20 protein-coding genes and 1 tRNA gene are annotated in these 25,381 nt (G+C 44.1%); 5 read left to right on the top strand and 16 right to left on the bottom strand.

From position 1 onward, the window contains the following. Positions 1-32: 32 nt before the first annotated feature. The 4 genes from trxB to pyrE form a co-directional block, all read right to left on the bottom strand. On the bottom strand, positions 33-995 hold the full coding sequence (gene trxB / locus B0I21_RS05695; RefSeq protein ID WP_133639487.1) for a thioredoxin-disulfide reductase: 963 nt from the start codon (positions 993-995) through the stop codon (positions 33-35). An 11-nt stretch (positions 996-1,006) separates the two neighbouring features. Then, positions 1,007-1,954 (bottom strand): 3'-5' exonuclease, encoded by a 948-nt coding sequence (locus B0I21_RS05690; protein WP_133639486.1) that lies wholly within the window; start codon positions 1,952-1,954, stop codon positions 1,007-1,009. Between the two features lie 251 nt (positions 1,955-2,205). Then, complete coding sequence (locus B0I21_RS05685; RefSeq protein WP_133639485.1) at positions 2,206-2,604, bottom strand: SRPBCC family protein; 399 nt, start codon at positions 2,602-2,604, stop codon at positions 2,206-2,208. A gap of 19 nt (positions 2,605-2,623) precedes the next feature. Then, on the bottom strand, positions 2,624-3,268 hold the full coding sequence (gene pyrE, locus B0I21_RS05680) for an orotate phosphoribosyltransferase (RefSeq protein ID WP_133639484.1): 645 nt from the start codon (positions 3,266-3,268) through the stop codon (positions 2,624-2,626). A gap of 22 nt (positions 3,269-3,290) precedes the next feature. On the opposite strand from pyrE, the gene B0I21_RS05675 reads away from it, so the two are divergent. Then, a complete protein-coding gene (locus B0I21_RS05675; RefSeq protein ID WP_243835956.1) occupies positions 3,291-3,875 on the top strand; it encodes an NUDIX hydrolase in 585 nt (194 codons plus the stop codon). 61 nt (positions 3,876-3,936) lie between these two features. Here B0I21_RS05675 and B0I21_RS05670 read toward each other — a convergent pair whose 3' ends face one another. After that, positions 3,937-4,413, bottom strand: coding sequence for a hypothetical protein (locus B0I21_RS05670; protein WP_133639482.1), 477 nt, complete (start codon positions 4,411-4,413; stop codon positions 3,937-3,939). 251 nt (positions 4,414-4,664) lie between these two features. Here B0I21_RS05670 and B0I21_RS05665 point away from each other — a divergent pair. Further along, a tRNA-Leu gene (locus B0I21_RS05665) sits at positions 4,665-4,746 on the top strand. Positions 4,747-4,927: 181 nt separating this feature from the next. On the opposite strand, the gene B0I21_RS05660 is transcribed toward B0I21_RS05665, so the two are convergent. From B0I21_RS05660 to alaS, 6 genes are all read right to left on the bottom strand, one after another. After that, the gene (locus B0I21_RS05660) at positions 4,928-5,935 is read right to left on the bottom strand and encodes an SDR family NAD(P)-dependent oxidoreductase (RefSeq protein ID WP_133639481.1); all 1,008 of its coding nucleotides are present in this window, start codon (positions 5,933-5,935) and stop codon (positions 4,928-4,930) included. A 327-nt stretch (positions 5,936-6,262) separates the two neighbouring features. Then, positions 6,263-7,282, bottom strand: coding sequence for an ABC transporter substrate-binding protein (locus tag B0I21_RS05655; protein WP_133639480.1), 1,020 nt, complete (start codon positions 7,280-7,282; stop codon positions 6,263-6,265). A 10-nt stretch (positions 7,283-7,292) separates the two neighbouring features. Beyond that, the gene (locus tag B0I21_RS05650; protein ID WP_133639479.1) at positions 7,293-9,461 is read right to left on the bottom strand and encodes a TonB-dependent siderophore receptor; all 2,169 of its coding nucleotides are present in this window, start codon (positions 9,459-9,461) and stop codon (positions 7,293-7,295) included. A 301-nt stretch (positions 9,462-9,762) separates the two neighbouring features. Next, positions 9,763-10,452 (bottom strand): response regulator transcription factor, encoded by a 690-nt coding sequence (locus B0I21_RS05645; RefSeq protein WP_133639478.1) that lies wholly within the window; start codon positions 10,450-10,452, stop codon positions 9,763-9,765. Positions 10,453-10,547: 95 nt separating this feature from the next. Then, complete coding sequence (locus B0I21_RS05640; RefSeq protein ID WP_133639477.1) at positions 10,548-11,642, bottom strand: TlpA family protein disulfide reductase; 1,095 nt, start codon at positions 11,640-11,642, stop codon at positions 10,548-10,550. An 8-nt stretch (positions 11,643-11,650) separates the two neighbouring features. Beyond that, positions 11,651-14,263, bottom strand: coding sequence for an alanine--tRNA ligase (alaS, locus tag B0I21_RS05635; RefSeq protein ID WP_133639476.1), 2,613 nt, complete (start codon positions 14,261-14,263; stop codon positions 11,651-11,653). A 167-nt stretch (positions 14,264-14,430) separates the two neighbouring features. Here alaS and B0I21_RS05630 point away from each other — a divergent pair, with 167 nt between their 5' ends. The 3 genes from B0I21_RS05630 (at position 14,431) to B0I21_RS05620 (ending at position 17,780) form a co-directional block, all read left to right on the top strand. Beyond that, positions 14,431-15,282 (top strand): universal stress protein, encoded by an 852-nt coding sequence (locus B0I21_RS05630; RefSeq protein WP_166637779.1) that lies wholly within the window; start codon positions 14,431-14,433, stop codon positions 15,280-15,282. An 11-nt stretch (positions 15,283-15,293) separates the two neighbouring features. After that, positions 15,294-16,160 (top strand): universal stress protein, encoded by an 867-nt coding sequence (locus B0I21_RS05625; RefSeq protein ID WP_133639474.1) that lies wholly within the window; start codon positions 15,294-15,296, stop codon positions 16,158-16,160. Positions 16,161-16,433: 273 nt separating this feature from the next. Further along, positions 16,434-17,780 (top strand): OmpA family protein, encoded by a 1,347-nt coding sequence (locus B0I21_RS05620; RefSeq protein ID WP_133639473.1) that lies wholly within the window; start codon positions 16,434-16,436, stop codon positions 17,778-17,780. A gap of 196 nt (positions 17,781-17,976) precedes the next feature. Here B0I21_RS05620 and B0I21_RS05615 read toward each other — a convergent pair whose 3' ends face one another. From B0I21_RS05615 to B0I21_RS05595, 5 genes are all read right to left on the bottom strand, one after another. Further along, positions 17,977-19,743: an AMP-dependent synthetase/ligase gene (locus tag B0I21_RS05615; RefSeq protein ID WP_133639472.1), complete on the bottom strand. Its 1,767-nt coding sequence runs from the start codon at positions 19,741-19,743 to the stop codon at positions 17,977-17,979. A gap of 181 nt (positions 19,744-19,924) precedes the next feature. Beyond that, on the bottom strand, positions 19,925-21,751 hold the full coding sequence (locus tag B0I21_RS05610) for a DEAD/DEAH box helicase (protein ID WP_133639471.1): 1,827 nt from the start codon (positions 21,749-21,751) through the stop codon (positions 19,925-19,927). A gap of 128 nt (positions 21,752-21,879) precedes the next feature. Next, positions 21,880-22,479: an HPP family protein gene (locus B0I21_RS05605; RefSeq protein WP_133639470.1), complete on the bottom strand. Its 600-nt coding sequence runs from the start codon at positions 22,477-22,479 to the stop codon at positions 21,880-21,882. A gap of 6 nt (positions 22,480-22,485) precedes the next feature. Beyond that, on the bottom strand, positions 22,486-23,262 hold the full coding sequence (gene rlmB / locus B0I21_RS05600) for a 23S rRNA (guanosine(2251)-2'-O)-methyltransferase RlmB (protein WP_133639469.1): 777 nt from the start codon (positions 23,260-23,262) through the stop codon (positions 22,486-22,488). Between the two features lie 116 nt (positions 23,263-23,378). Further along, positions 23,379-25,196 carry a DNA polymerase III subunit gamma/tau gene (locus B0I21_RS05595; protein ID WP_133639468.1) on the bottom strand — a complete coding sequence of 606 codons (1,818 nt, stop codon included), beginning with the start codon at positions 25,194-25,196 and terminating at the stop codon, positions 23,379-23,381. Positions 25,197-25,381: the final 185 nt, after the last annotated feature.

Raw genomic sequence — 25,381 nt, 5'->3', positions numbered from 1 at the left:
TGCGTCTCGCTTTTCCTCTACATGCTGTTGAATTATTCGCCGCTTTCTTTGGCAGCAAGATAACGTTCGGCCTCCAATGCAGCCATACATCCTGTTCCAGCAGCCGTGATTGCTTGCCGGTAGACATGATCTTGCACATCTCCACAAGCAAACACGCCCGCTACATTCGTAGCTGTACTATCGGCACGTGTAATTAAATAGCCGGTTTCATCCATCTCCAATACACCTTGAAAAAGTTCGGTATTTGGTTTATGGCCAATAGCTACGAAAAATCCAGTAACATCCAGTATCTTTTTCTCATCGCTCACGTTGTTGACCACACGAACGCCATTGACACCCTGCTCATTACCTAAGATTTCTTCTGTCTCGGTATTGTACAATACCTCGATATTGGCGGTATTATTGACGCGGTGCACCATAGCTTTCGATGCGCGAAATTCATCGCGGCGAACCAACATGTATACCTTGCGACATAATTTAGCAAGATAAGTTGCTTCTTCCGCGGCAGTATCGCCAGCGCCTACAATGGCTACGTCCTGCCCTTTAAAAAAGAAACCATCACAAACGGCACAGGCAGACACACCAAAACCGTTATATTTCTCTTCTGAAGGAAGGCCTAACCACTTTGCTGTAGCGCCCGTCGCAATAATGATCGTTTCCGCACTAACCCACTTTGCACCGTCAATCTGCACCTTGTGCAAGCCACCGTCAGATGAAAATTCTACTTTAGTCGCGTAACCAAAGCGTACATCTGTACCAAAACGTTCGGCTTGCGCCTTCAGGTCGTCCATCATCACTGGCCCCGTGATACCCTGTGGATAGCCTGGAAAATTATCGACTTCTGTCGTTTGCGTCAGTTGCCCACCGGGAACAATGCCTGTGTATACCACAGGTTTCATATCAGCACGCGCAGCGTATATAGCGGCCGTGTATCCCGCAGGTCCAGAACCAATTATCAGGCATTTCAAATGCTCTAATTCTTCCGTATTCGTCATGTATTATTTTTTTATTTACCAAATTTTCCCTGAAGCTGTTTCAGCATATCCGTAGTAATGGGCTTCGCTTTTTGTTCAGTTTTGGGACTTTGCTCTTTTCTAATTTCCTTCTTTTTATCATCGACCTGTGCGGCTGAGGCCCTCTCTTCTTTCTTCTTGTTTTTGAAGTCATTCCAAAGGCGCTCTAATACTTTTTTGGTATACAATGGGAAATCACCGTTTTGCATCCAGGCATAATAGCTTGGCTCCACCTCGAAAACCTGGGTAACTTTTTTGCCTTTATGCTTCCCAAAATTTATACAAGCATCGCCATCTTCGTCATACACCAAGCGACCTGCAAAATCAACCGGGTTGCTTAAGTTTGTAAACTTATGCAACGCCTCTACATCGTTCACCACGGGTATAGAAACATTGCCGTGTTTATCCTCATAAGTCATCCCTTCATACTTCGATAGCTGTGCCTTCAGCACCTCAAAGGTAGCGCGTACATCTGCTTCTGCTGTATGGGCATTGTCTAAGTTCGTATCGCAATAAAATTTGTAAGCGGCTTTCAATGTGCGCTGTTCCATTTGATGGAATATATTTTGCACATCCACGAATGCACGGCCGTCCAATGAAAAATCGATGCCTGCACGCAAAAATTCCTCCATAAGCATGGGCACATCGAATTTGTTGGAATTGTACCCCGCCAGATCAGCATCCGCAATAAAGTCACGAACTTCGGCAGCACGGGCGCGGAAAGGTGCTAAATCTTTGACATCTTCATCATAAATTCCGTGAAACATAGAAGACTCTGCTGGTATAGGCATCTCTGGATGTATACGCATCGTCAGTACCTCTTCTTCTCCATCCGGCGATACTTTCAATACGCACAGCTCAACAATACGATCTGTTGCTATATTAACCCCTGTCGTCTCCAAATCGAAAAAGGCCAACGGTCGTTTTAATTTTAATTCCATCTAATAAAGATTGATAAAAAACTTGAACAACAAAAATACAAAACTCTTTTGGTGTTATCTTATCGGCTTACAATTAATGACACTATTCTCACGTAGGGGAAGTCTACTTTCCATGCAACAATCTCGTCTCCTGACGTGCTACAACTTTTCGTCCGTCGAGGACAGAGATGTGCCAACCGCGCTAACGCTGGGTAATAAAAAAGCCGAAGTCTGGATTGACTTCGGCTTTTCAATATGTTGCCGGTTTTGGGCTAACCTAAGATTTGTTTTAACGTGTGTACTTGATGATCGACAAGCTTTTGTAAAGGGCCGGAGGCCATCATCTTCATCATCATGTTAAGCTCGGCTTCAATGACAAACGTGGCAGTTGTCTGGTTCTCACTGCTTGTCGCCAATTTCCATCGCAGTGTCATCGCAAAGGGTGTATCTGTTGTTGGAACACAGACCAATTCTTTGTTTTCGATACGTTGGCTCATCTTGAGCGCTAGCTTGGCCATGTTCTTTATGGTAAAGCTAGCTTCATCAGCTGTCGACGTCCAATTATAGATGTTTTCCGGCATCAACTGTTCATGGTTATTTAAGTCTGTTAAAAATCCATAAACCTCGGCTACGGGCTTATTGATATCAATCGTGTTTTGGATAATAGTCATAAGCGATATAATTTTTGAATTATTCCCCAGTCCACGCAGATGGATCTCTTCTCCACTGCTCCAACAAAGCCACGTCGGATTCCAGCACATAGCTATTGGTGACAGCCACTTTTATAAGGGCATCATAATTACACAGGCTGAAAAACGGGCATTTAGCTTCAGCAAAGTTGCTTATGGCTGCATCAAACCCATAGGTGAAGATGGAGACGAGACCAACCACATTACAGCCTGCCTCACGCAATGCTTCCACCGCTTGTAAGCTACTTTTACCTGTAGAAATGAGGTCTTCAATCACGACGACACGTTGGCCACTCACTACTTCTCCCTCGATCAAGTTTTGCCGGCCATGCCCCTTCGCACTGCTGCGCACATAGGTAAAGGGTAAACCCAAATCTTGTGCGACTAACACACCCTGCGGAATTCCGGCCGTCGCAACGCCAGAAATCATTTCTACTGTTCCAAATTCTTCTTGGATAAGCTGGGAAAGTTTTTGACGGATATACGTACGGATAGCGGGGTATGATAAGGTAATACGATTATCACAATAAATTGGAGACTTCCAACCCGATGCCCATGTAAAAGGGTTTTTAGGTTGTAATTTTATTGCTTTAATTTGCAATAAGGATTCTGCAACTTTTTGTTCAACCTCATTTAAATTATTCATGGCACAAATTTATAAAATTTATATGAACGAATCTCAGCTAATTTTAGCTGATTTTGTCCCTAAAAAACTATCCATTGTCCAAACAATTGGTTTACAAGATATTGACCTCGAAAAACTTTTCCAGGCCTCGAAAAATAAGGCTACGAAAGACATCACCTACCTCTACGTACATCCTGATGCAGAGCGGGTTTTTAAGAGTCTTATTCAAAAAAGCAATATCATCAAAGCTGCCGGCGGTATTGTAAAAAATGGCCATGGCGAATACTTGTTTATACACCGGTTAGGAAAGTGGGATCTGCCGAAAGGAAAAGTAGAAGAAGATGAAAAGATGCGAGACGCCGCTCTTCGTGAAGTGGAAGAGGAATGTGGTATTCGTGTGGATTATCTGGGAAAGAAGCTTTACACGACCTATCACACCTACCTGATGCGTGGAAAATTTGTGCTCAAGCAGACAAAATGGTATGACATGGGTGTTAATAAATCGCCCAACCTTGTACCGCAGTTGGAAGAAGATATAACTGATGCGCGCTGGATCAGCAAGGATGATCTGGACTTGGTGCGAGAAAACACCTATCCGCTAATCGAACAAATCGTCAAAAATCTATAAATAAGAAAGGGGGTGTCCTGCCCCCTTCCATCATATAAACATAAAACTTAACACTTACCTCTTATCCGGCCACATGGCTATCCCGCTGCGGCGTCACGTCTGTTTTACTTTTGCCTTTAAATCCACCCGGTTTGCGCATAACACGACTCTTTTTTCCTTCTTCAACCTTCTCTTTAAGCAGTTCTTGCTGCTCTGCGGTCAAGACGCTAGCCATTTCTTGATGCATACCTTTCGAGGTCTCGCGCCACTTTTCCTGCATCTCTTTCATCGCCGCGCGGTGTTCTACCTGCCGCTTTGCCTGTTCCAATTGAATGCTGTATACCTCATTGCGCTGTTTATCTGTAAACTTCAATTCTTTGTCTAAGCGCTCGGTTTTTAACTTCGCAATTTCTTCGGGATTCCGATTTTCAAAGCTGCGCTGATGGCGTATATGTTTCCGCTCTTTGCGAACAGGACGCTCTGTACTTTGTTGCTCCTGAGCGAATGTTGCTAAACTGATTCCTGAAAACAGGATAGCTAAGGATAGGATCTTTTTCATATTCGACTGTTTTAAATATAAAATCTAGTTCTTGTTTCTTTATTAGGATAGATTAGCAAAAGAGTCAAACGTTTAAATCAAGCCCCGTTAAATTATGTTAAGGGATGATAATGCGCTAGGTTTATCGCTATAGCAGTAGAATAAAAAATAAAGAAGTTAGAAATCAATGAGTTTACAAAAACATCAATAATATATTTTGGAATCCATGAAACAACTTCTATATTTGCAACGTCAAACAAGGATAACAGCAAGCCCAGCTGGCGGAATTGGTAGACGCGTTGGTCTCAAACACCAATATCTTCGGATGTGCCGGTTCGACTCCGGCGCTGGGTACTTAAAAAAAGCGAGCCAAAAATGGCTCGCTTTTTTTGTGCAATAAACCCTTTACATGTGTATGTGGAAAAGTTACCAGTTATAGGACTCTGCTGGCGATGCTTACAAAAAAAAGAGCGCGCATCTTAACAGAGCCAAGGATCAAATAGGCTTTCGACAAGTACAACATATTCGCACGTTATTAAATCAACTTCTTATTGACTTCCGTAAGAGATTGTTTAGCGATCCATTCCAATGTTGGCATTTCTTTTTGGTCCACAATCTCATTTATAATTCGTTGCTCGAGCGGGAAAGTAATTTCAAAAGCGTCTGCAAGCTGCCCACGTTCGTTTACTGTCCCCATTATCTTACCGATATTGTCGCGTACATCTTCCGGCGTCAATCCATCTTTGTAGTAGCCCAGTGTCGAAGCAAAATAAACCCTTCCAATGCGTCCTCCCTGTACCGTTAACGCTTCCCCCGTGATATTGCAGTCTTCATGAAGGAAATAAAGTATACCATTCGAAACACTTTCTGCTGTCAGGTTTTCTTCCATCCACTTCCCCATATCCGTATCTCCGATGTTGTCTTTCACTATTTTACTAAAGGCAGCTGGCATAAGTATGTTTGCATGAATATGATCGCCAAGACCTTCCCCGGCTGTCTGTCGCCCCAGCGCAAAGATGGCGGCTTTTACAATGGCGTAGTTCGGGTCGAATCCTGTCGCTGAGGTTTGCAACCAGCCCGTAGCGGCACTGGATCCAACAAATAATATCTTCCCGTATTGCTGGCGTACAAAATGTGGCCAAGCGGCTCTGTTAAGCTGCATGGGCCCTTTGACATGGATATCAACAAATCTGTCGAAACTATCGGATGGGGCGGTTTTTATCTCATCCGAAATAACGTTGGGAATTCCCGCGTTATTGATCACAATATCGATACGACCAAACTCGTTAATTGCCGCTTGCACCATTCTTTTCGCATCGTCGTCAACGCCTACGGCTCCTGCAACCGCCATTGCTTTTCCGCCGGCCTCTGTTATCTCCCTGACGACATCCTCTGCAAAGTGAATGGAGCGGGGAAGCTCATTTACCAAAACTGCCGCTCCTCTGGAAGCCAGCAATTTCGCATGGGTCCTCCCCATACCATTTCCGGCACCTGTAATCAATGCCACGCGACCGTCAAATCTTAATTCTTGATAGCTCATCATACGTGTATTTATATGGTTATAAAATTGATTATTCAGGGCATCCACAACGACATGCTAGACCTTCATTTCATGACCTGAACGAATATTATCAATGATGTAATCAATATGTATTATCGAGTTTATAACAGCTACATTAACCCTAGGCAAATGAAAAATAGCCTACAACGGAACAGTGCCATTAGCATCATTGACGATATAAAATTATAAAAATTTGTTATTCGAAACAAAGTTTAGTAAAAAATATAATTTTAATAAAACCTATTATCAAAATTACAACCAAACAAGTAATCAAAAAGAAATATAATATTCAACAGTTCTACCTATCTATTACCAGTACGCCGCGAGCCTATCGGCTTTATCCTTTCCGTATAAGGTTTGAAGAATGTTTGTAACAAGTTGCCGTGTATCGACCTGTGCATCCGGATAGGCCCATTGGTTAATAACGGCGGCGGTAGCCAGTACTTTTAAGGTGTGCGGATTATACAGAAACATCGGCCGGAGATTGAAGATCTGCTTATCACGAATAGCATGTATACCTGTGAACTCTTTTTTATCGTAAAATACGTCTGGACTATCGTTCCACATGACGATCATATCCGGGCTCCAATGTATAAGTGTTTCAGCGCTAATGTTGGGTTGATCCACTTCAAAGGGACACACATTTTCGACGCCTGCCATCTCCAAACAGGAATGCATCATACTGTTTGTGCCCGTCGTTGCAAACACACGCCCATACGCCCAGGCAAAATACACGCGTCTTTTTGTTTGCTTTGGATCTACGCGCGCTTGCATCGCCGTGATTTCCTTTTTCACGTAGGAAACGAGCTCTTTTGCGCTATCTGCTGTGCCGGTAAGGATTGCCATATCTTCCACTGTTTTAAAAACGTCGTCATATAGTTCGGCCTTCACAGCATAGACCCGCAAGCCTGCTTGGCGAAGCGCATGCACCAAGTCTTCATGAGCCGCGTACAGGACCACCAAATCTGGCTTTGCCTGTATGATTTGCTCCAGGTTCGCCATATTGCCCATACCAAATGAAGGAAGCTCTTTATTGCGAATCCGTTCATCCATACTTCCGAAATATGGAAACAGTTCCTCACTTCCATATACATCATTAAATATGCCCACAATCTTCTTTTCGGCCTGCAACATGTATAAGGCATCGAGCGCCGGTTCATACAGGCAAATGATTCGTTCCGCAGGTTTGCTCAAGGCGACGTGCACACCAGAAGCGTCCTCAACCGATAGCATCTCACTATTGTCAGCCTGTTGCGTAGCCAGATTTGTACAGCTGATTGCCACAAAGGCCACCAGCAACATAAGCGTTATTTTTATTCTTGTTATCATATCGTCAATATTATAAGTTCATACCTAAAGAAAGCCGCGCGTGAATCGGAGGCAATTGAACCCAATAAAACATATCATTTGTTGCGTTTCGCCAGGCGGTGGAATACAGTTTTGCATCGAGCACATTATTCACCATCAAATTAATGCGATATTTCTCATTGCTCCAGCCTGCGCCTAGATCTAATCGAAAAAAATCGCGCAGAGGTACTTGGTCGCTGTAGATAATGCGTTCACTCCTGCCCGAAAGCCATTGATATCCAGCGGAAATCGTAACGCCCTTTATGCGCTGCAAAGGCAGTTGGTAATGGAGCCAAGTGTTTTGAATGTGACGTACCCGGTTTATCGTTGGCAGGCCAATATTTTCCAGATTTAATTCATCCGCGCTGATTTTGGAGTCAGTATAGGCATAATTGACGACGGCATGTAAGCCTTTGGCCAATTGCCCTTTCATGTCAAACTCGACCCCCCGCGATATACTTGCTCCCGTCTGCAAAATCAAATTCGAGGTGGGATCTGTAGTCACCAATCGGTTGCGCTGAATATGATAGACGGCAAGTGTGCTGTTCCAGCGCCCATCCATCCAGTCGCGTTTTAAGCCGATCTCGTAGTTCACGCCGCGCAGTGGCTTTAACGAGCCTCCATCTGCCGCCATTCCGGACTGGGGAAGATAGCTCTGATCATGCAGGAAGTAAAGCGCCGTTTGCGTATCAACAGTGTAGCTCAACCCAAACCGGGGCGTCAGAATCACATCTTTGGTTTCCGTTTCAGTACCATAATCGTTCGATCTTCCATCAGACGCTGTCAGCCGTAACCCCAACGAGACACGTATTCTTTCCTTGAAAAACAGCATTTCATCCATGGCATAGAGCGAAGCGTAAAACATCTGTCTGTGGATTCGGTTTTCTGCCGTTGACAAGTGATTTTCGGAACCAAAGTCGCCCCCCACCCCATTATTCATAACCGCGTTGGAATATGTTGGATTTGAAATGGAAAGTGGATAAATGGCGCTGGCAGTGCCCCAACTATCCAAGCTGCGGGACGATTTATTATTTACATCCAACCCCGTCAGCATATGATGCTGGATTTGCCCGGTCTTAAAACGACCGTTAACATAGGTTTGCAAGGAAAAGACGTTGTACGTATTCGAGTCGAAAATCAAGTTCCGATCGAGAATATCTTCGTCTGCCTCGTTTTTTCCATTTACCCAAAATAAGGTTCCGTTATACCCGCTGTTGATATAGGAAAGCCTCGTCGAGAGTTGCCAGCTATGGCTTATTCGATTTTGGTAAGTCAAAAACACATTATGGTCGTTGCCCACAAAGGGGCGTATGCTAGGATCGGTAATGGTGAAATCTCTCGGTAATGTACCAAATCCGTAGGGCGACATTTGTGCTTCGCTAAGCAATAGGTAGTTTAGCTGCTGGTAAATGTATTCCACGGTCAGTGACGATTGTTTGTTTAATTTGTACCGCAGTGAAGGAGCAAAAAGCAGGCGATTGCTGCGATCATGCTGTAAAAAGCCATCGGTCTTCATGCCCATTACGTTTAGGCGGTATTGGAGGTTATTTGCGCTGTCGAGCTTCCCATCCATATCCACGGCGGCGCGCAGTAGGCCAAAACTGCCTGTAAGAAAGTCAACCTGACGTCGCGTTTCACCCGTAGGCTTTTTCGTCACGATATTGAAAGAACCCGACGGATCACTCATAGCGTTCATAAAACTACTGGGCCCTTTTTGAAATTCAACACGATCGATGATCGCGACATCATCCCCTATGGGGCCTTTTCCCAGCGGGCGCAGATCGACGCCATTTCGCTGCGCGCTGATATAACCACCACGTGAAAAAATATCTGGAGAAATTCCGTTGTGCAGCTCTTCGCGAAAAGTCCCGCTCACGTTTCGGGTCACATTTTCATTTAAGTTACTGATCACTTGGTCCCGAAAAACCTCGCCATCCAGCACCTGAATGTTTTGTGGCAGGTTAAGCAGCGAGGTTTCCAATCGCAGTACTTCCGACATTTGCTTGGGATGGTATCTTTTGTAATATTTCGAAGATACGTTAACTTCTTGTATATGATATGCCTTTACACTATCGGCAGGTATTTCTGCAGACGGTGTTTGCGCACGAACTAGCCAGGGAATAAAAACAAGTAGACAGATGACAACTTTTTTGAGCACCATAATCGCAACACGATGAGATAAATAATTATACTGCCGTGAATATAATTTGCGATCCTTAAAATTTGATAAGGATAATATTAGAATAATCTTAAAGGGAGCTATGGATGAAAACGCAATGAAGCGCAGGGGATTAGGCGATCGTGCGTAGCGGAATTTGCGCGATTTATGCAGAAACGAAAAAAGCAAGCGTTTTGCTTGCCTTGGCTATTTCTATGTAATTACGTTATTGAATGGCCTCGTGCCATATCCAGATGACGCGTATCTGTTTCGGCATTGGCGGGTCGCTTACCGTTCTATGGTATTAGTTGAGCTCGAATTTATAGCCCACACCCTTAACCGTGGAGACATAGTTCTCGCCGATTTTCTCCCGGAGCTTACGAATGTGTACGTCGATCGTACGATTCGTTACGACAACGGAATCTTCCCATATCGCTTTCAATATCTGCTCGCGCGTAAACACCTTATTGGGTTTGGAAGCTAATAGGTAAAGAAGTTCGAACTCTTTTTTCGCCAATGTTATACGGTCGGTATCGCGGTATACCAGAAAAGAATCCCGATCAATCACCAAATCCATAATTTCCAATTTATCACTACTACTGATTTCGGCTTCAGTCGTGTTGCGCCGTAATATCGCGTTGATACGACTCATCAATGCCCTAGGTTTGATAGGCTTGGCAATGTAATCATCCGCTCCTACATTAAACCCTGCAATTTCAGAGTATTCTTCACTACGCGCCGTCAGGAAGACCATAAACGTATGCTTAAACTCCGGCATTGAACGCATTAGCCGGCAGGCTTCAATACCGTCCATCTCTGGCATCATGACATCGAGGATGATCAAATCAGGATTGACTTGCTTGGCCATCTCTATACCTTCTTTGCCATTATGGGCTTGGTAAACTTGATACCCTTCCTTGGTAAGATTATATGATATTAAATCAACGATATCATGCTCGTCATCTACCACTAGTATTTTTTGATTGGCGCTCATTGCTGTTTTTTTGCTAAATTATGTACTAAATGGTAAAATAAAGTTAAAGCAACGTTATCAAATTGTTAATAGTTAACACTAGTTAAACATAAAATTTAATTTAATGTTTTTTGCAGGAAATGCTGCAATTCTTTCCCGCGCAGATTCTTAGCGATAATTTCCCCTTTCGGGTTAAGAAGATACGACGTTGGGATGGATTTAATACGGTAATCCGTTACCAAAGGTGATTTCCAAGCCTGCAAATCAGAAACCTGTGTCCATGCTAATTTATCTTCCTGTATGGCTCGCATCCAGCTCCCAGGATTATTGTCTAACGACACACCGAGTATGGTAAAGCCTTTATCTTTAAATGCATGATATTGATGCACGATGTTGGGGTTTTCTTGACGACACGGCGCGCACCACGAAGCCCAAAAATCCACCAATACATATTGACCATTAAAATCAGATAGCTTCACCACTTTATTGGTTGGCGTGAATGAGGTTATTTCTGGTGCAGGTTGCCCAACGGCTAAGCGCTTCAATTTTTTCGTTTCCTCTTTGAATTGCGTCACGTATCTATTGTCCGGAAACTTATCGGCAATCTCGTCAGCATAGGCGACAATCTCGGCTTCCGCCACTTCGGGATCGAGCGTACTGATCGCATAGAAGCCCGCTAAATTTTTATGCTCGTTAGCAAAGGCCAACGCTTGCTGCGTGTAGAGCGATAGTTTGGATTTGAATTCCGTCAGGTAGTCGAAGCGTAAGCTTTCTATTTCCTCAGCGGATTTATTGAGCGTAGCCTTTGCAAAGGCGCCCTGCAAGGAGTCCTGCACAAACTCTTTGCGTCTTTTAAACGGTGCAAAATCTTTCAGGGCAAGTGTGAGTTCAGAACCTTCCACCTGATAATCGTCCGGTTCGTGCATGTCGGCTGTAAATGTCAACTGCTCGCCCGGCGTCAGTATGATAGGATACTTGTTGTTTCCCACGGCCAAGGATAGCAACCGCGGTTGTGTCGCTTCTCGTTCAAAAGCGAACTTATTCCCATCGGCCAAAAACACCGAGTCTAGCTTGCGATCGCCTTCGTAAAAAGCGACCACTTTTACATTACCCGGGTTATCAATATGTCCGGAGACATGAATTACATCTTTGTTTGAGCAGCCCCAGATTGCGGCTACTCCGATTAACCATGCACCTAAAATTCGTCTCATTGTTTCTCCTATTTTACAAAATCTTTTGCGCGTGCTATTGCTGTGGACAAACCGCTGCTCAGTTTTCCGCCCGCCGTGGCGAAGAATGGCTGTCCACCACCGCCCCCCTGAATGTCTTTCGCTAGGTCTTTGACGATATTGCCAGCATTCCATCCCCGCTCTTTCGCCAGCTCGTCCGAAATAGCTACCGTTAGGTTTGGCTTCCCGTCGAAGTCAGCACCCAAAACCAGAAATAAATTTTCCATCTGCCCTTTCAAGGCATATGCTAATGTTTTTACGGCGTCTGCATTCGGCAAATCTACCTGAACGGCTAAAAAATTGACCGTTCCGATAGTTTCGAACTTGGACTCCAGCTCGTTTTTCAATGCCAAGGAACGTTCGCGGATCGTGTTCTCGATTTCCTTTTTCAGTCCGCTATTTTCTTCAATAACCTTCGCCATTGCCGAAACAAAATCTTTCGGATTGTTCAATAATTCGCGCATCTTGCTCACCAATTCAAATTGTTCGCGGATCACGGCATAGGCATGCGTGCCGGTAATGGCTTCAATGCGCCGTACGCCCGCGGCGACAGCCGACTCTGACGTAATCTTGAAAAAACCGATTTGCCCGGTAGCAGGGACATGTGTGCCACCGCAAAGCTCTTTAGAAAAGCTATCCTCGAAGGTAATAACGCGCACATAATCGCCATACTTTTCACCAAATAGCGCAGTCACGCCGGCGTCGAGAGCCTCTTGAAATGGAACCATACGTTCTTCTTTCAACGGTATATTCTGTCGTATTTTAGCGTTGACAATATCTTCCACTTGCTTGACTTCTTCAGGCGTGATCTTGGCGAAATGAGAAACGTCGAAACGCAACAGATCGGCATTGACCAACGATCCTTTTTGATTGACATGATCACCCAACACTTCTTTCAACGCCGCGTGTAGCAAATGTGTCGCGGAGTGATTATTTTCCGTATCCACACGCTTGCTTTTATTCACGATAGCTTTGAAATTACCCTCTAGCACAGCAGGAAGCTCATTCACCAAATGAACAATAAGTCCATTTTCCTTCTTTGTGTCATGGATGACCACCTTTTCATTGGATTCAGCAAGTAGGATACCCACGTCGCCGACTTGTCCACCACCTTCTGGGTAGAATGGCGTTACCGATAAAACGATCTGGTATTGATCTTTTCCTTTTGCGGTTACCTTCCGATATTTCAACACTTGCGTAGTCGCTTCCAACGTATCATAGCCGACAAAAACACTTTCTTCATCTTCCTGCAGCACAACCCAGTCTCCCGTATCAATAGCCGTAGCCGCACGGGAGCGTTCCTTTTGCTGCTGCAAAGCCCGTTGAAAGCCTTCCATATCGACATGCAGCCCTTTCTCTCGCGCTAGCAAATCAGTTAAATCGATGGGAAACCCAAACGTATCGAAAAGTTCAAAAGCGAAGTCTCCATCAACAGCGGCGTGATCGGCAGCGTAGTTTTCAAAACGTTGGATACCTGTTGTCAACGTTCTCAAAAACGATACCTCCTCCTCTAATACCACTTTTTGTACAAAACCTTGTTGTTGTATCAATTCGTCGAAAACGCCTTCAAATTGTTTGGCCAGCAAGGGAACAAGTTCGTTCAGGAAAGGTGCCTTGAAGCCCAAGAAAGTATAAGCGTAACGCACAGCGCGACGCAAGATACGACGAATCACATAACCGGCTTTATTGTTCGACGGCAATTGACCATCTGCTATGGCAAAGCATACGGCACGAATATGATCAGACAACACGCGCATCGCAATATCAGACTTTTCATCGGCGCCATATGCGATAGCCGAACGCTCCGCGATATATTGGATAATAGGCTGAAATACATCCGTATCGTAGTTGGATGTTTTACCCTGGATCGCGCGCACAAGACGTTCAAACCCCATCCCGGTATCGATATGCTTCGCAGGCAAAGGTTCCAACGTCCCGTTCTTTAAGCGGTTGAACTGCATAAATACCAAGTTCCAGATTTCAATGACCTGAGGGTGGTCTGCATTCACTAAATCCTGGCCACGCTCTTGCTGGCGTTCAGCGTCATTGCGCATATCAAAATGGATTTCCGAACACGGCCCACAGGGCCCCGTTTCACCCATTTCCCAAAAATTATCTTTCTTATTCCCGAGTAAAATACGATCTTCCGGGATCAACGCTTTCCAAAAATCGAATGCCTCGTTATCGCGGCCCAAGCCCTCTCTCTCGTCACCCTCAAAAATCGTAACATAGAGACGATCTTTATCCAATTGATACACCGAGGTAAGCAGTTCCCATGCCCAGTTGATGGCTTCTTTCTTAAAATAATCGCCGAAAGACCAGTTGCCCAGCATTTCAAATAAGGTATGGTGATAAGTGTCAATCCCTACCTCCTCCAGATCGTTATGCTTGCCCGACACGCGCAAACATCGCTGTGTGTCGGCCACACGAGTATATTTGGGCTGCGCCTCACCTAAAAAATACTCCTTAAACTGGTTCATCCCCGCGTTGGTAAACATCAAAGTGGGATCATTTTTTACAACGACAGGTGCCGAAGGAACAATTTGATGGGATTTGCTTTTGAAAAAACTTAAATAAGCTTCACGTATCTCTTTACTGGTCATGGACTACTAAACTTTTTTTATTGTGCGAAGTTAATTAAAAATGATTGCTCTTCCAATCCACAATCTTCGGATGCATAGATTGGTGATTAATCATGCAAATTACTGGTCTAAACCGGATTTATTTTAACATATTATACGTACATTTATACAGTAACCCACATTTTTTTATGAAGAAACTCCTTGTTCCGACTGATTTTTCAGACAATGCATTTTTAGCCGCGCAGTATGCAGCAGAGCTTTGCCAGAAACAAAAATACAGCTTACACCTCATTCATTTCTATACGGCTACATCCTCTGCTTTTGATGATGCAGAACAACAGGCTGACGCCGACGAGTCTGATCTCTTAAAGGCCGATATCACAATAAAGGATTGGGCAGATCGGCTGGAAGCTCTTTATCCGGGCTTGTTGATCTCTTTTCATAACGAACGCGGTTTGTTGGATGAGGGATTACCGAAAGAAGCCGCTCGAGAGGGCTATGCTGCCATTGTAATGGGAACCACGGGCGTTACTGCAGACAAAAATATATTTTGGGGAAGCAATACAGCTTTGATAACAGCAAAGGCGCCAATTCCCGTGATCGCGGTGCCCAATAGGCCTATTGAGCACACCGTGAATAAGGTTGGCTTGCTGACCAATTTCAACCAAGAAGAGTTACTAACGTTGCATGAATTCACACACATTTTTAAAGACAGCATCGACCTCAGTTTGATTCACGTTTACAAGGAATCCGACTCTGAAGCATCAATCAGCGCGCGCTTAGACTCCTGGCTGTTCAATATTCGGGAATTTTCCGCCGTTCGCCATATTGACAAGCTTATTGCACCGATCGTGAAAGATGATAAAGATCTGGACACGATCCCAGAGGTCGTGGCCCAACTGATTGAAGAAAATCAGTTGGACATTATTTTAATATCAAAAAGCAGGAAGACATTTTTTGAGCGCCTATTCACACCATCAGTGTCTAAAGCGATCACGCTGGCGCTGCAAAAGCCAGCATTTTTCGGCAAAACAGTTTAACATTTTCCACCATGAAAAAAATATTGATTCCCGTAGACTTCTCTGAGTATTCTCAATGTGCGGTAGATTATGCCTGCCAACTTACGCTTGCCCATAACGATGCACAGGAACTGGAATTGGTACACGTGTTTACGAACCAATCGAATCTGTATGTGAACCGAGAATATGGTACGACCTTAAAAGATCCCCAAGTTGAGGTTGCGAAAGCTGAAATGGAGAAATTGAAGGAGGTTATTCGTATAAAGTATCCGCAGGTTCGCTGTCAGGAACTCTTTAAATCGGGAAACCTCTACGAAGAAGTGAGCAAGGTTACCGCTGAATTCCAGTATGACGCTGTGGTCATGGGCACTAAGGGAACATCAGGCTTGGAGGCCCTCTTCTTAGGGAGCAACACCTATGATGTGATATTGAATACGAAGACACCTGTCCTAGGCGTTCCGAAAGGATCCGATGTGTTTAAGAAAGAGCGTATTGGATTACTTTGCAACTTTAAACCAGCGGAAATCGAAGCCTTGCAGCAAGCTATCCAGCTCTTTGGAAACGGCTTTGAGCTAATTCTCATCCACGTCAATAAAGACGATCGAGATATTAAGCTCATTGACGAACAATTTAAAAGTTGGATAGCAGAAATTATTACAAGCACGGGCATAGACGACATTTCCTACACCGTCAAATCGCAGGCTTTGTATAACCGTGCTGTCGAAAATATTTCGCACGCGATCAACAACGCCCTTATAGACGAACAAATAGATATTATGCTGGTCACAAAAAGTCGAAAAAGCTTTTTCAGACAGATCTTGGGGGAAAATATTGTCCGTAAGCTAGCCTATCAAATGACAATCCCAACGCTATTTGCACGCGTACACGCAAAAGAATAAAAAAAACAAGTGGCATACTATTTTGCTACACAGACTATCTGCGATCTTGCTACAACATATTGCAGATAGTCTTCTAAAAAGCCTCAGCGCTGCACATGCGCACTCCTGACGACGAATTACTAAGCCGAATCATGTCGAAATCTACAGCCTTTTTTTTGTCGAAAAGAAACTACAAAAATTAGCGGTGAGACACAAAGCGTGTATTTTACTTTTTTTTTGGCAAAACAATTGCATAGGGTGAAACAATATAATATACTTAGTAACATTTCTTATATGGGAAACTTTAACTTTAAAAAAAACGTAGCCTTTTTAGGCTTATCTTTCATGATTGGCGGTCTGTCTATGGCACAAGCTCAAAACACGACAACTATTGAAGGAACCACACCACTGGGGTCGGAAACACAATACAGAACTTGGTCTATCGGCGTCAACGCGGGATTGTTGAACCAAGGAAATATCTTCGGTTTTAACCAAGATGGCTTTACCAAATTAGAGCATAACGTAGGCTACAGTGCATACATTAAAAAACAACTGTCGCCATCATTTGGTATCAAAGCACAATATCTGGGCGGTAAAGTGGGCGGCACCAATGAAGATGCTGTAACCGGACAGATATCCGCTTTTGAAACAAAAATGCCTTGGTCTGCAGCATTATCGGGTGAGTGGACGATGGCGAACACCAACTGGCGCTTATTTAACAGCATCATCAAGCCATATGCTGCGATCGGACTGGGTGCCTTGAATTTCGAAACTAGCACGACCATGGATGGAATGGTTTCTACGGCTGAGAAGCAAACGAAACTATACGTACCGGTTGATTTCGGGTTTAAATTCGCGGTAGCGAAAGGCATCAACCTTGATCTAGGCTACCAACTAAACTGGGCGAACCAAGATTTCGACGGAAAGCCAGCAGGCCAATATAAAAACGATCTGTTCTCTTATGCACATGCCGGTATCGAAATCGCGCTTGGAAATGGATCAAAACCTGCGCTTAACAACTCCAACCCTGTTGCCACACTCGTAAACGACTATACGGCGAAGTACGATGATTTAAAGGCAGAGCGTGACGAACTTGTCGCGGCAAACAATGCCTTAAAATCACAAATGGAGACGTTAAACCAAGAGCTACAAGACGATGACGGCGACGGTGTAGCCAACAAATACGATAAATGTCCAAACACACCTGCTGGGGTAAAGGTCGATGGAGCTGGATGCCCACTACCGGAAATGAAGAATGAAACCCGAGTGATCGAGAAAATTGTGGTTACTGAAGAAGACAGAAAAGTGGTTGACGAAGCCATCAAAAATTTAGAGTTCGACTTAAGTAAATCGACTATCCGTTCGACTTCATTCCCATCGTTGAATCGCGTAGCATCCTTGCTTATCGAAAAGAACTTCAGTTTGAAACTTGCAGGACACACAGATAATACAGGCTCAATGCAGGTTAATATGCGCTTGTCCAAAGAACGTGCGGAAGCAGTAAAAGCATATTTGGTATCGAAAGGTGCAAATGCATCACGCATCGAAGCAACGGGTTACGGACCAAACCAGCCGATTGCAACCAATGCAACTGCTGAAGGCCGTCAAGCTAACAGACGCGTAGAGTTTACATTGTATTAATAAATAAAAAAAGACTTCTCGATTGTGCGGGAAGTCTTTTTTTTGCAGTGCGTAATGGGTAATGCGTAATGATTTTAGTACTTAGTATGTAGATGTTAGATTCTAGTACTTTTTGATTTTAACTTTTCACTTTTCACTTTTGACTTCTCACTTTTAACTTTTTAATTTTTACTTTTTACTTTTTACTTTTTACTTTTCAACCGAACATCCCCTCATATTCCTTCGTATAGCGCTTCATGATTTCGCGTCGTTTCATTTTCAATGTCGGTGTGAGCTCACCACGCTCGATACTAAACTCCTCTGGTAGAATAGCTATTTTCTTAATTTGTTCCCAATTTCCGAAATGCTGGTTCGCCAAGCGGACCTCTTGATTGACCCGTTTATATATTGCAGGAGCGGATAAAAATTGGTCCTTAGGAAGCACCGCTAGAGCTGGCTCATGTTCTTTCGCCCAATCTTTGAGGTTCGCATAATGCGGAACAATAAATGCAGCAGCATATTTCATGCTATCGCCCACGACCATCGCCTGTTCGATAAAAGGTGATTCAACCAATTTTGTTTCCATAGGCTGCGGAACAATATATTTTCCGCCCGATATTTTAAACATTTCCTTTTTCCGATCGATAATTTTCAAAAAATTACCATCGACCCACTTGCCGATATCGCCCGTATACAGCCATCCATCTTTCAGCACCTCGGCTGTTGCTTCTGGATTTTTATAGTAGCCCTGCATCACGTTGGGTCCTTTTACCAAGATTTCGCCATCTTCTGCTAATTTAATCTCGACGTCTTTTACCGCATTTCCAACGGTTCCCACCCGAATACCACGGTTATAGAAATTCACGGCAACCAAAGGTGACGCTTCCGTAAGTCCATAACCTTCAAATATAGGAATGCGTGCGGCTAGCAACACACGGATAATTCTCGATTGCAGCGAAGCGCTGCCAGAAACTACGGTTACCAATTGCCCACCCAATGCTGCATGAAACTTATTCAACACCAAACGCCTGGCGAGTGCAAGTTTCTGTCTATAGACAAAGCCATTCGCTTGTTCGGCCGGATCGAAATTCTCGGCAACAGCTATCGCCCAATGGAAAAGCTTTTTTTTCATCCCCGTTAGGGTGGCTCCGGTCTTCATGATGTTTTCAAACACCTTCTCCATTATGCGTGGCACAGCTGTCATGATGTTCGGCTGTATCTCTTTCATATGTTCTGCAATACGTTCCAACCCTTCGGCCACATACACCGTTATGCCAATATAGAAATACGTATAGATGACCATGCGTTCGTAGGCATGGCATGGAGGAAGAAAAGTCAGGGCACGTGCATGGGCTTCCAAGGGCGTCGCCTCGCGCGCCGCAAAGACGCTGCTCAGTACGTTTTTATGGGTAAGCATCACACCTTTTGGTTTGCCTGTGGTACCCGATGTGTAAATTAGCGTAGCTAGATCATCCGTCTGCACGACCGCTTTCAGCCGATTGATATCTTCTTCCGATTGGTTGCGACCGATCTCAATAAGCTCTTGCCAATTTCTGGAGTCAGCAAATTCATTGATCGCAAAAATATGCTTCAGGGAATAAATGGAGTCCGTGAGGTCACAAATGCGTTTGTAGAGATTTTTATCACTCACAATACACAATCGTATCGCGGCATCGTTGAAAATAAATTGGTAATCCGCATCGGTGATGTTTGGATACATAGCCACGGTTACCGCACCAATCTGCTGGACAGCAAAGTCAACCACGTGCCATTCATAGCGGCTCTCGGCAACAAGTCCCACTTTTTCTCCAGGCTTCACATCAAGTGCCAACAATCCTTTCGACAGCGCACGTACATCGTTCAAGAACATCGAGGTCGTTATTTTTTGCCATTGTCCGGCAGCTTTACGTGCAAACATATCCAGATCAGGGTAAAGATCCAATTGCCGATAAGCCAAATCAAAGATTCTATGTGGAGTAGTCATATAACAATTTAATTTTACGGATAAAGAAGGCAAATTAGCCAGCTTAACCACTAGAAAACGCCGTTGCATGATATTTGTTCAATACGGAACTCAAGGCTGTAGCCAATAACATTTTGATGCTATACAACGAAAAAGGCCAGACATCTTGAAGAATGCCTGGCCTTTATCAAAAAAAGAATGCTTAATATTTAGAGCGCGATGTTGGCTTTTTACCAGAGAAATCTCTGAAACCACCAGCAGATTCGCTTCTGTCTCTAGATCCGCGTCTGTCACCGCCGCGTGATGAGCGTTCGCCACCACGATAACGATCACGATCGCCGCCACGGTTTCTATCACCACCGCGTGGACGACCACTGCGGCCTTCTGAACGACCTCCGCCAGCTTCACCGGATATCTCAACCCGTACCTGACGACCGTTGAAATCTACGCCTTTAAATCCGTCGAATACTTTGTTGACTTCTGCATCTTCCACTTCGAAAAAGGTGAACACACCTTTCAGGTCAATTTTACCAATTGATTTCCCAGAAATTCTTGTGGTGTTGCAAATGAAGCCCAACATATCTCCACGGGTAAACTCATCCACAGAACCTAAATTCAAGAATAGACGGGTATAACCTTTAGAAGACCGCATAGGACGTTCGCCGCGTTCACCTCTATCACCATCTCTTCTGCTATCGCGTGCGTCGATGTTGAGGTCCGGAGCATTTTGATAGTACTCCAAGAAGCGGTTGAATTCCAATGACGCAAAGCGCTTGATGATATCTTCTTTAGATAGATCTTGCATGCTTTCCATAATTTTAGGAATGAATGGTGCGATCTGCTCTTCATTGATGTCAACATTGTGCACTTTATCGATCATTTTGAAAAGTTGCTTTTCACAAACCTCAGCTCCTTGTGGAACTTCTTTCTTTTCGAAAGGCTTGCCGATAATCTTTTCGATATGACGGATTTTGCTTTGTTCTTTGATATTCACCAAAGATAGGGAAATACCTGTTTTACCCGCACGGGCAGTACGACCAGAACGGTGCGTATAGTTTTCAACTTCATCAGGTAAAGAGAAGTTGATTACGTGCGTAACATCATTCACATCAATACCACGAGCTGCAACATCCGTAGCGATTAATAATTGAAGGCTACGCTCGCGGTAGCGTTTCATTACTTTATCACGTTGTTGTTGAGACAAGTCACCGTGCAAGGAGTCGGCATTATAGCCATCTTTCACTAAAGCTTCTGCAATTTCTTGCGTTTCAATCTTCGTACGGCAGAACACAATACCGAAAATTTCGGGATAGAAATCCACAATACGTTTGAACGCCGCATATTTATCTTTAGCCTTAATTAAATAGTAATGGTGTTCAATGTTCGCGTTACCTGTATTTTTCGTACCTACGGTAAGCTCAAAAGGATTGCTCATATAGTTTTGTGCTATACGACGAACTTCCTTAGGCATAGTAGCCGAAAATAACCAAGTTTTTTTGCTGTCTGGCGTTTCCGAAAGGATGTTGTTGATATCCTCTTGGAATCCCATGTTCAACATTTCATCTGCTTCGTCCAACACGACATATTTTACGTCGGAAAAATCGATGGCATTTCTGCCGATGATGTCTAACATACGGCCGGGAGTAGCGACAACGATCTGTACTCCGCGACGGATTTGACGCAATTGATCGGAGATGTTTGCACCACCATATACCGCAACAACATTTACATTGTCGATGTACTTAGCGAATTTTTCAAGATCTTTTGCGATTTGTAAACACAGCTCACGAGTAGGACATAATACGAGTGCCTGTGGGTGTTTTTGAGTAAAGTCAATTAACTCTAATAATGGAAGACCAAATGCCGCGGTCTTTCCTGTGCCGGTTTGGGCTAATCCGACAAAATCGTCGTTACCAGTCAGTAATACAGGAATGGCTTTTTCCTGGATGGGAGATGGTTTTTCAAAACCGATCTCAGCGATGGCATTAACAACTTCATGACGGATTCCCAAGTCTAAAAATGGGTTCATGAAATAAAATATACAATAGGCTCTATTGCCTAAGGCGGTGCAAAGATAGGAATAATATCTGATTAAACGAAGCTTTTAATCATGCATATGTCACAAAATCAATAAGATTTGTAGAAAATCGTCGATCGCTATGAACGGCTATGCTGTTTGATTGCCCGACGGCGAGATGCGCGCAAGCGGGAATGTCTTGAGGGATAATGCCGTTTGCTCGTCATATTATTGAATACAAGCGCCACGACAAACAGAATAAGGCAACCGGTAAGTACTGGGCTCAAGACATACCAATAACCCATCGAAGCTATGGTTGTGCCGCTGCTTACGGCAATGAGTGCTGTCGCTCCTCCAGGCGGATGCAAGGTCCGCGTGACCTGCATGAGCACGATAGACAAGGCCACGGCCAATGGGGCGGTAAGCCAAATGATATCAGGCAGCACCTGGGCGACCGTAACCCCGGCAATAGCCGAAACTACATGTCCACCGATCAAATTGCGCGGCTGTGCCAAAGGACTTTCAATAGCCCCATACACCAAAACCGAAGAGGCTCCGAAGGAGCCTATCAGGAAAATATTTTCAGAAACCGGAAGCCGTAGTGACTGCAAAAAAGCAATCAAAAAGATCCCAACGAATGCGCCTAGGAAAGACCAAAAATGTTCGCGCGGATCAACAAGCGTCTCTTTGTAAAAAACGTAGCGATAAACGCGCAGCTGCCTATGTAGATGCTTTTTCAAACGAAACTAGTTGCTATTCCGCTGACGGATGGCCTCATAAATTACCACGGCGGCCGAAACAGAAACATTTAACGAACCAATTTCGCCAAACATCGGGATTTTCGCCAATTTATCGGAGATGCGAATGAGATCATCTGATACGCCTACATCTTCTGCTCCCATGATGATACAGGTCGGCGTGGTATAATTAACATCGTAAATAGAATCCTCCGTTTTTTCCGTGCTGACAACCAACTGCACGCCAGACTCTATCAAAAATCGTCCTACCTTGCCCAATGAATCTTGGCGGCAAACCGGAATTTTATATAGCGCACCTGCGGAGGTTTTGATCGCATCTGGATTGATCTCTGCGGATCCCTTTTTTGGAACTATAATAGCATGAATACCTGCACATTCTGCAGTACGGGCAATAGCACCCATGTTCCGTACATCCGTCACGCCATCCAGCATCAACAGAAACGGTGTCTCACCCTTCTCATAGATTGCCGGCAGAATATCTTCTATATTATGGTATGTTATCGGCGAAATCACACCGATAACGCCTTGATGATTTTTGCGGGTAATGCGGTTCAGCTTTTCCACTGGAACTTGCTGAAAACTTAGATTATGCTCTTTCAACAATGCTTTAAGCTCTAAGAATAAGCTTCCGCTTAATCCACGCTGAACAAATATGGATTCGATCTCTTTGCCACTGTCAATAGCTTCTATGACTGCACGAATACCAAAAACCATCTGATTTGACTCTCTCTTCTCGCCCCTATCGCGCTGTTGAAAATGTTGCATTATTGAATAATAAAAAAGTGAAAAAAGTGAAATTTTTGAGCTGGCTATTTACTTCCGCTATAGAATTTCGGGGGCAAAGATACAAAAAAGAACGTTCAATTGGGGAATATGCTCGATTAACTCAAACCAAGATTAAACGCTTTTCGCAGGGTTTCCAAAGCAGGATTTTTAGAAACCATGGCCTGATATTTTTCTTGTGCGGTGTAGGGCTTACGTACCTTGGTCATTTCCACCTGTACACCCTGCAGATCAAGCGCAAAATTGTTCAGTTGGACCCGTAGGTAATTTAAGATATCAATCTTACCCACTTTTAAGTCTTCCATCTGTACAGCATTTTCGACATCCACCTCAATCAGGGTACCGTTGAGTCGTGGCGTATTCGCGGTCATGATGGTGTATAGGGTAACACGCGTCGTCTTTTTTAGATCCTCCGCGAAAGCATTCCATTTGCTGAGAAAAACATTCAGCGTAATTTCCTGATAAGCATTCCCTTGTACCAGCGCATTCTCTTCCGATTCTTCAACGGGCTTTTCTTCGAAAATGGTGTTTAGGTTGGGAATATCAATAGAGGAAGAAACCTTGCCCCATCCTTTTTTAGGTGTTGCGTTGGCACCAATTTCCGCCGGTTTGGTAGTAGGTTCTACCCGGACTTGCACAGGAGGCACCGCTTTTTGTTCGGGCTGGCGCGCCACCACTGGTGGCTGAGCGGGAATGGCCATGCCATTGCTATCTGCTGAGGCCGACGCTTTTGGCTGGTTCGCTACGGATTGTTCAGGGAGTTTTTTTTTTACCTCAGTCGACGCTGAGGGCATAAAACTTCCTTGCTTACTCAGCAGTATAGCGGCCGAAAGATGGCACATCTTTAAGAGAGCCAGCTCAACCTGTAAGCGTTGGTTTTTGCTATTCTTGTAATTGATTTCGCATTGGTTGGCAATGTTCAACGCCGACAGCAATAGCCCCGCACTCAACGCTTGCGATTGCTCAAGGTACTTACGCTTAATAGTATCGCTGACGTCTAAAAGCTTCAGGGTAGCCGGCTCTTTTGATACCAAAAGGTTCCGGATATGGGTGGCCAAGCCACTGATAAAATGGCCCCCGTCGAAACCGCTGTTTAAGACCTTATCGAAAATAAGCAAGGCTTGTGCGGCGTCTTCTCCGGCAATGCGATCCACCAACTGGAAATAATAATCGTAATCCAGAATATTCAGGTTATCAATAACCGCTTGATAGGAGATGTTTTTATTGGAAAAGCTGGCGATCTGATCAAACATTGATAAAGCATCCCGTAGTCCACCATCAGCTTTTTGTGCGATGATGTGGAGACCATCGGATTCAAAAGTGATGGATTCTCGCTGCGCAATAGACGCCAGATGCGTAGCCATATCTTCTACCTTAATCCTGTTAAAGTCAAAGATTTGACATCGCGAAAGTATCGTCGGCAAAATTTTATGCTTCTCTGTTGTCGCTAAGATAAATATCGCATAGGAAGGTGGCTCCTCCAAGGTTTTTAGAAAGGCATTAAATGCTGCTTGGGAAAGCATGTGTACCTCATCAATGATGTATATCTTGTATTTTCCAGCTTGCGGCGGTATCCGCACCTGCTCAATCAAACTACGAATATCATCGACGGAGTTATTAGAGGCCGCATCAAGCTCATGGATGCTGAACGAATTTCCATTTTGGAAAGATTTACAGCTATCGCAGGTGCCGCAGGCTTCTACACTTTCTGTGATGTTTTCACAGTTTATCGTTTTGGCCAAAATACGTGCGCAGGTAGTTTTGCCCACACCCCTCGGACCGCAAAACAAGAAAGCCTGTGCCAGTTGGCTATTGTGGATAGCATTTTTTAGTGTGCCCGTAATATGGCCTTGCCCCACGACAGAATCGAAAGTGACGGGGCGATATTTCCGTGCCGAAACAATAAAATTATCCATTGCACGAAGATAGAAAGTAAAATTTGAAAATTGAAAAGTAAAAACAGGAAAAAGATAAGGCCTGTATGCGCCAATAACCAAAATAAAAATTAGGGTAACGACCGAAGGTCTTGCAAGATCAATACCTACACACCTCAAGGTATTATTTTTTTTAAAAAAAAATGTAATTTGTTATCCGTGTCAAA

It is taken from the genome of Sphingobacterium paludis (assembly GCF_004364125.1).
GTDB lineage: Bacteria > Bacteroidota > Bacteroidia > Sphingobacteriales > Sphingobacteriaceae > Sphingobacterium > Sphingobacterium paludis.
The sequence above is the reverse complement of the archived record's forward strand: the minus strand, read 5'-3'. Positions and strand labels throughout refer to the sequence as shown.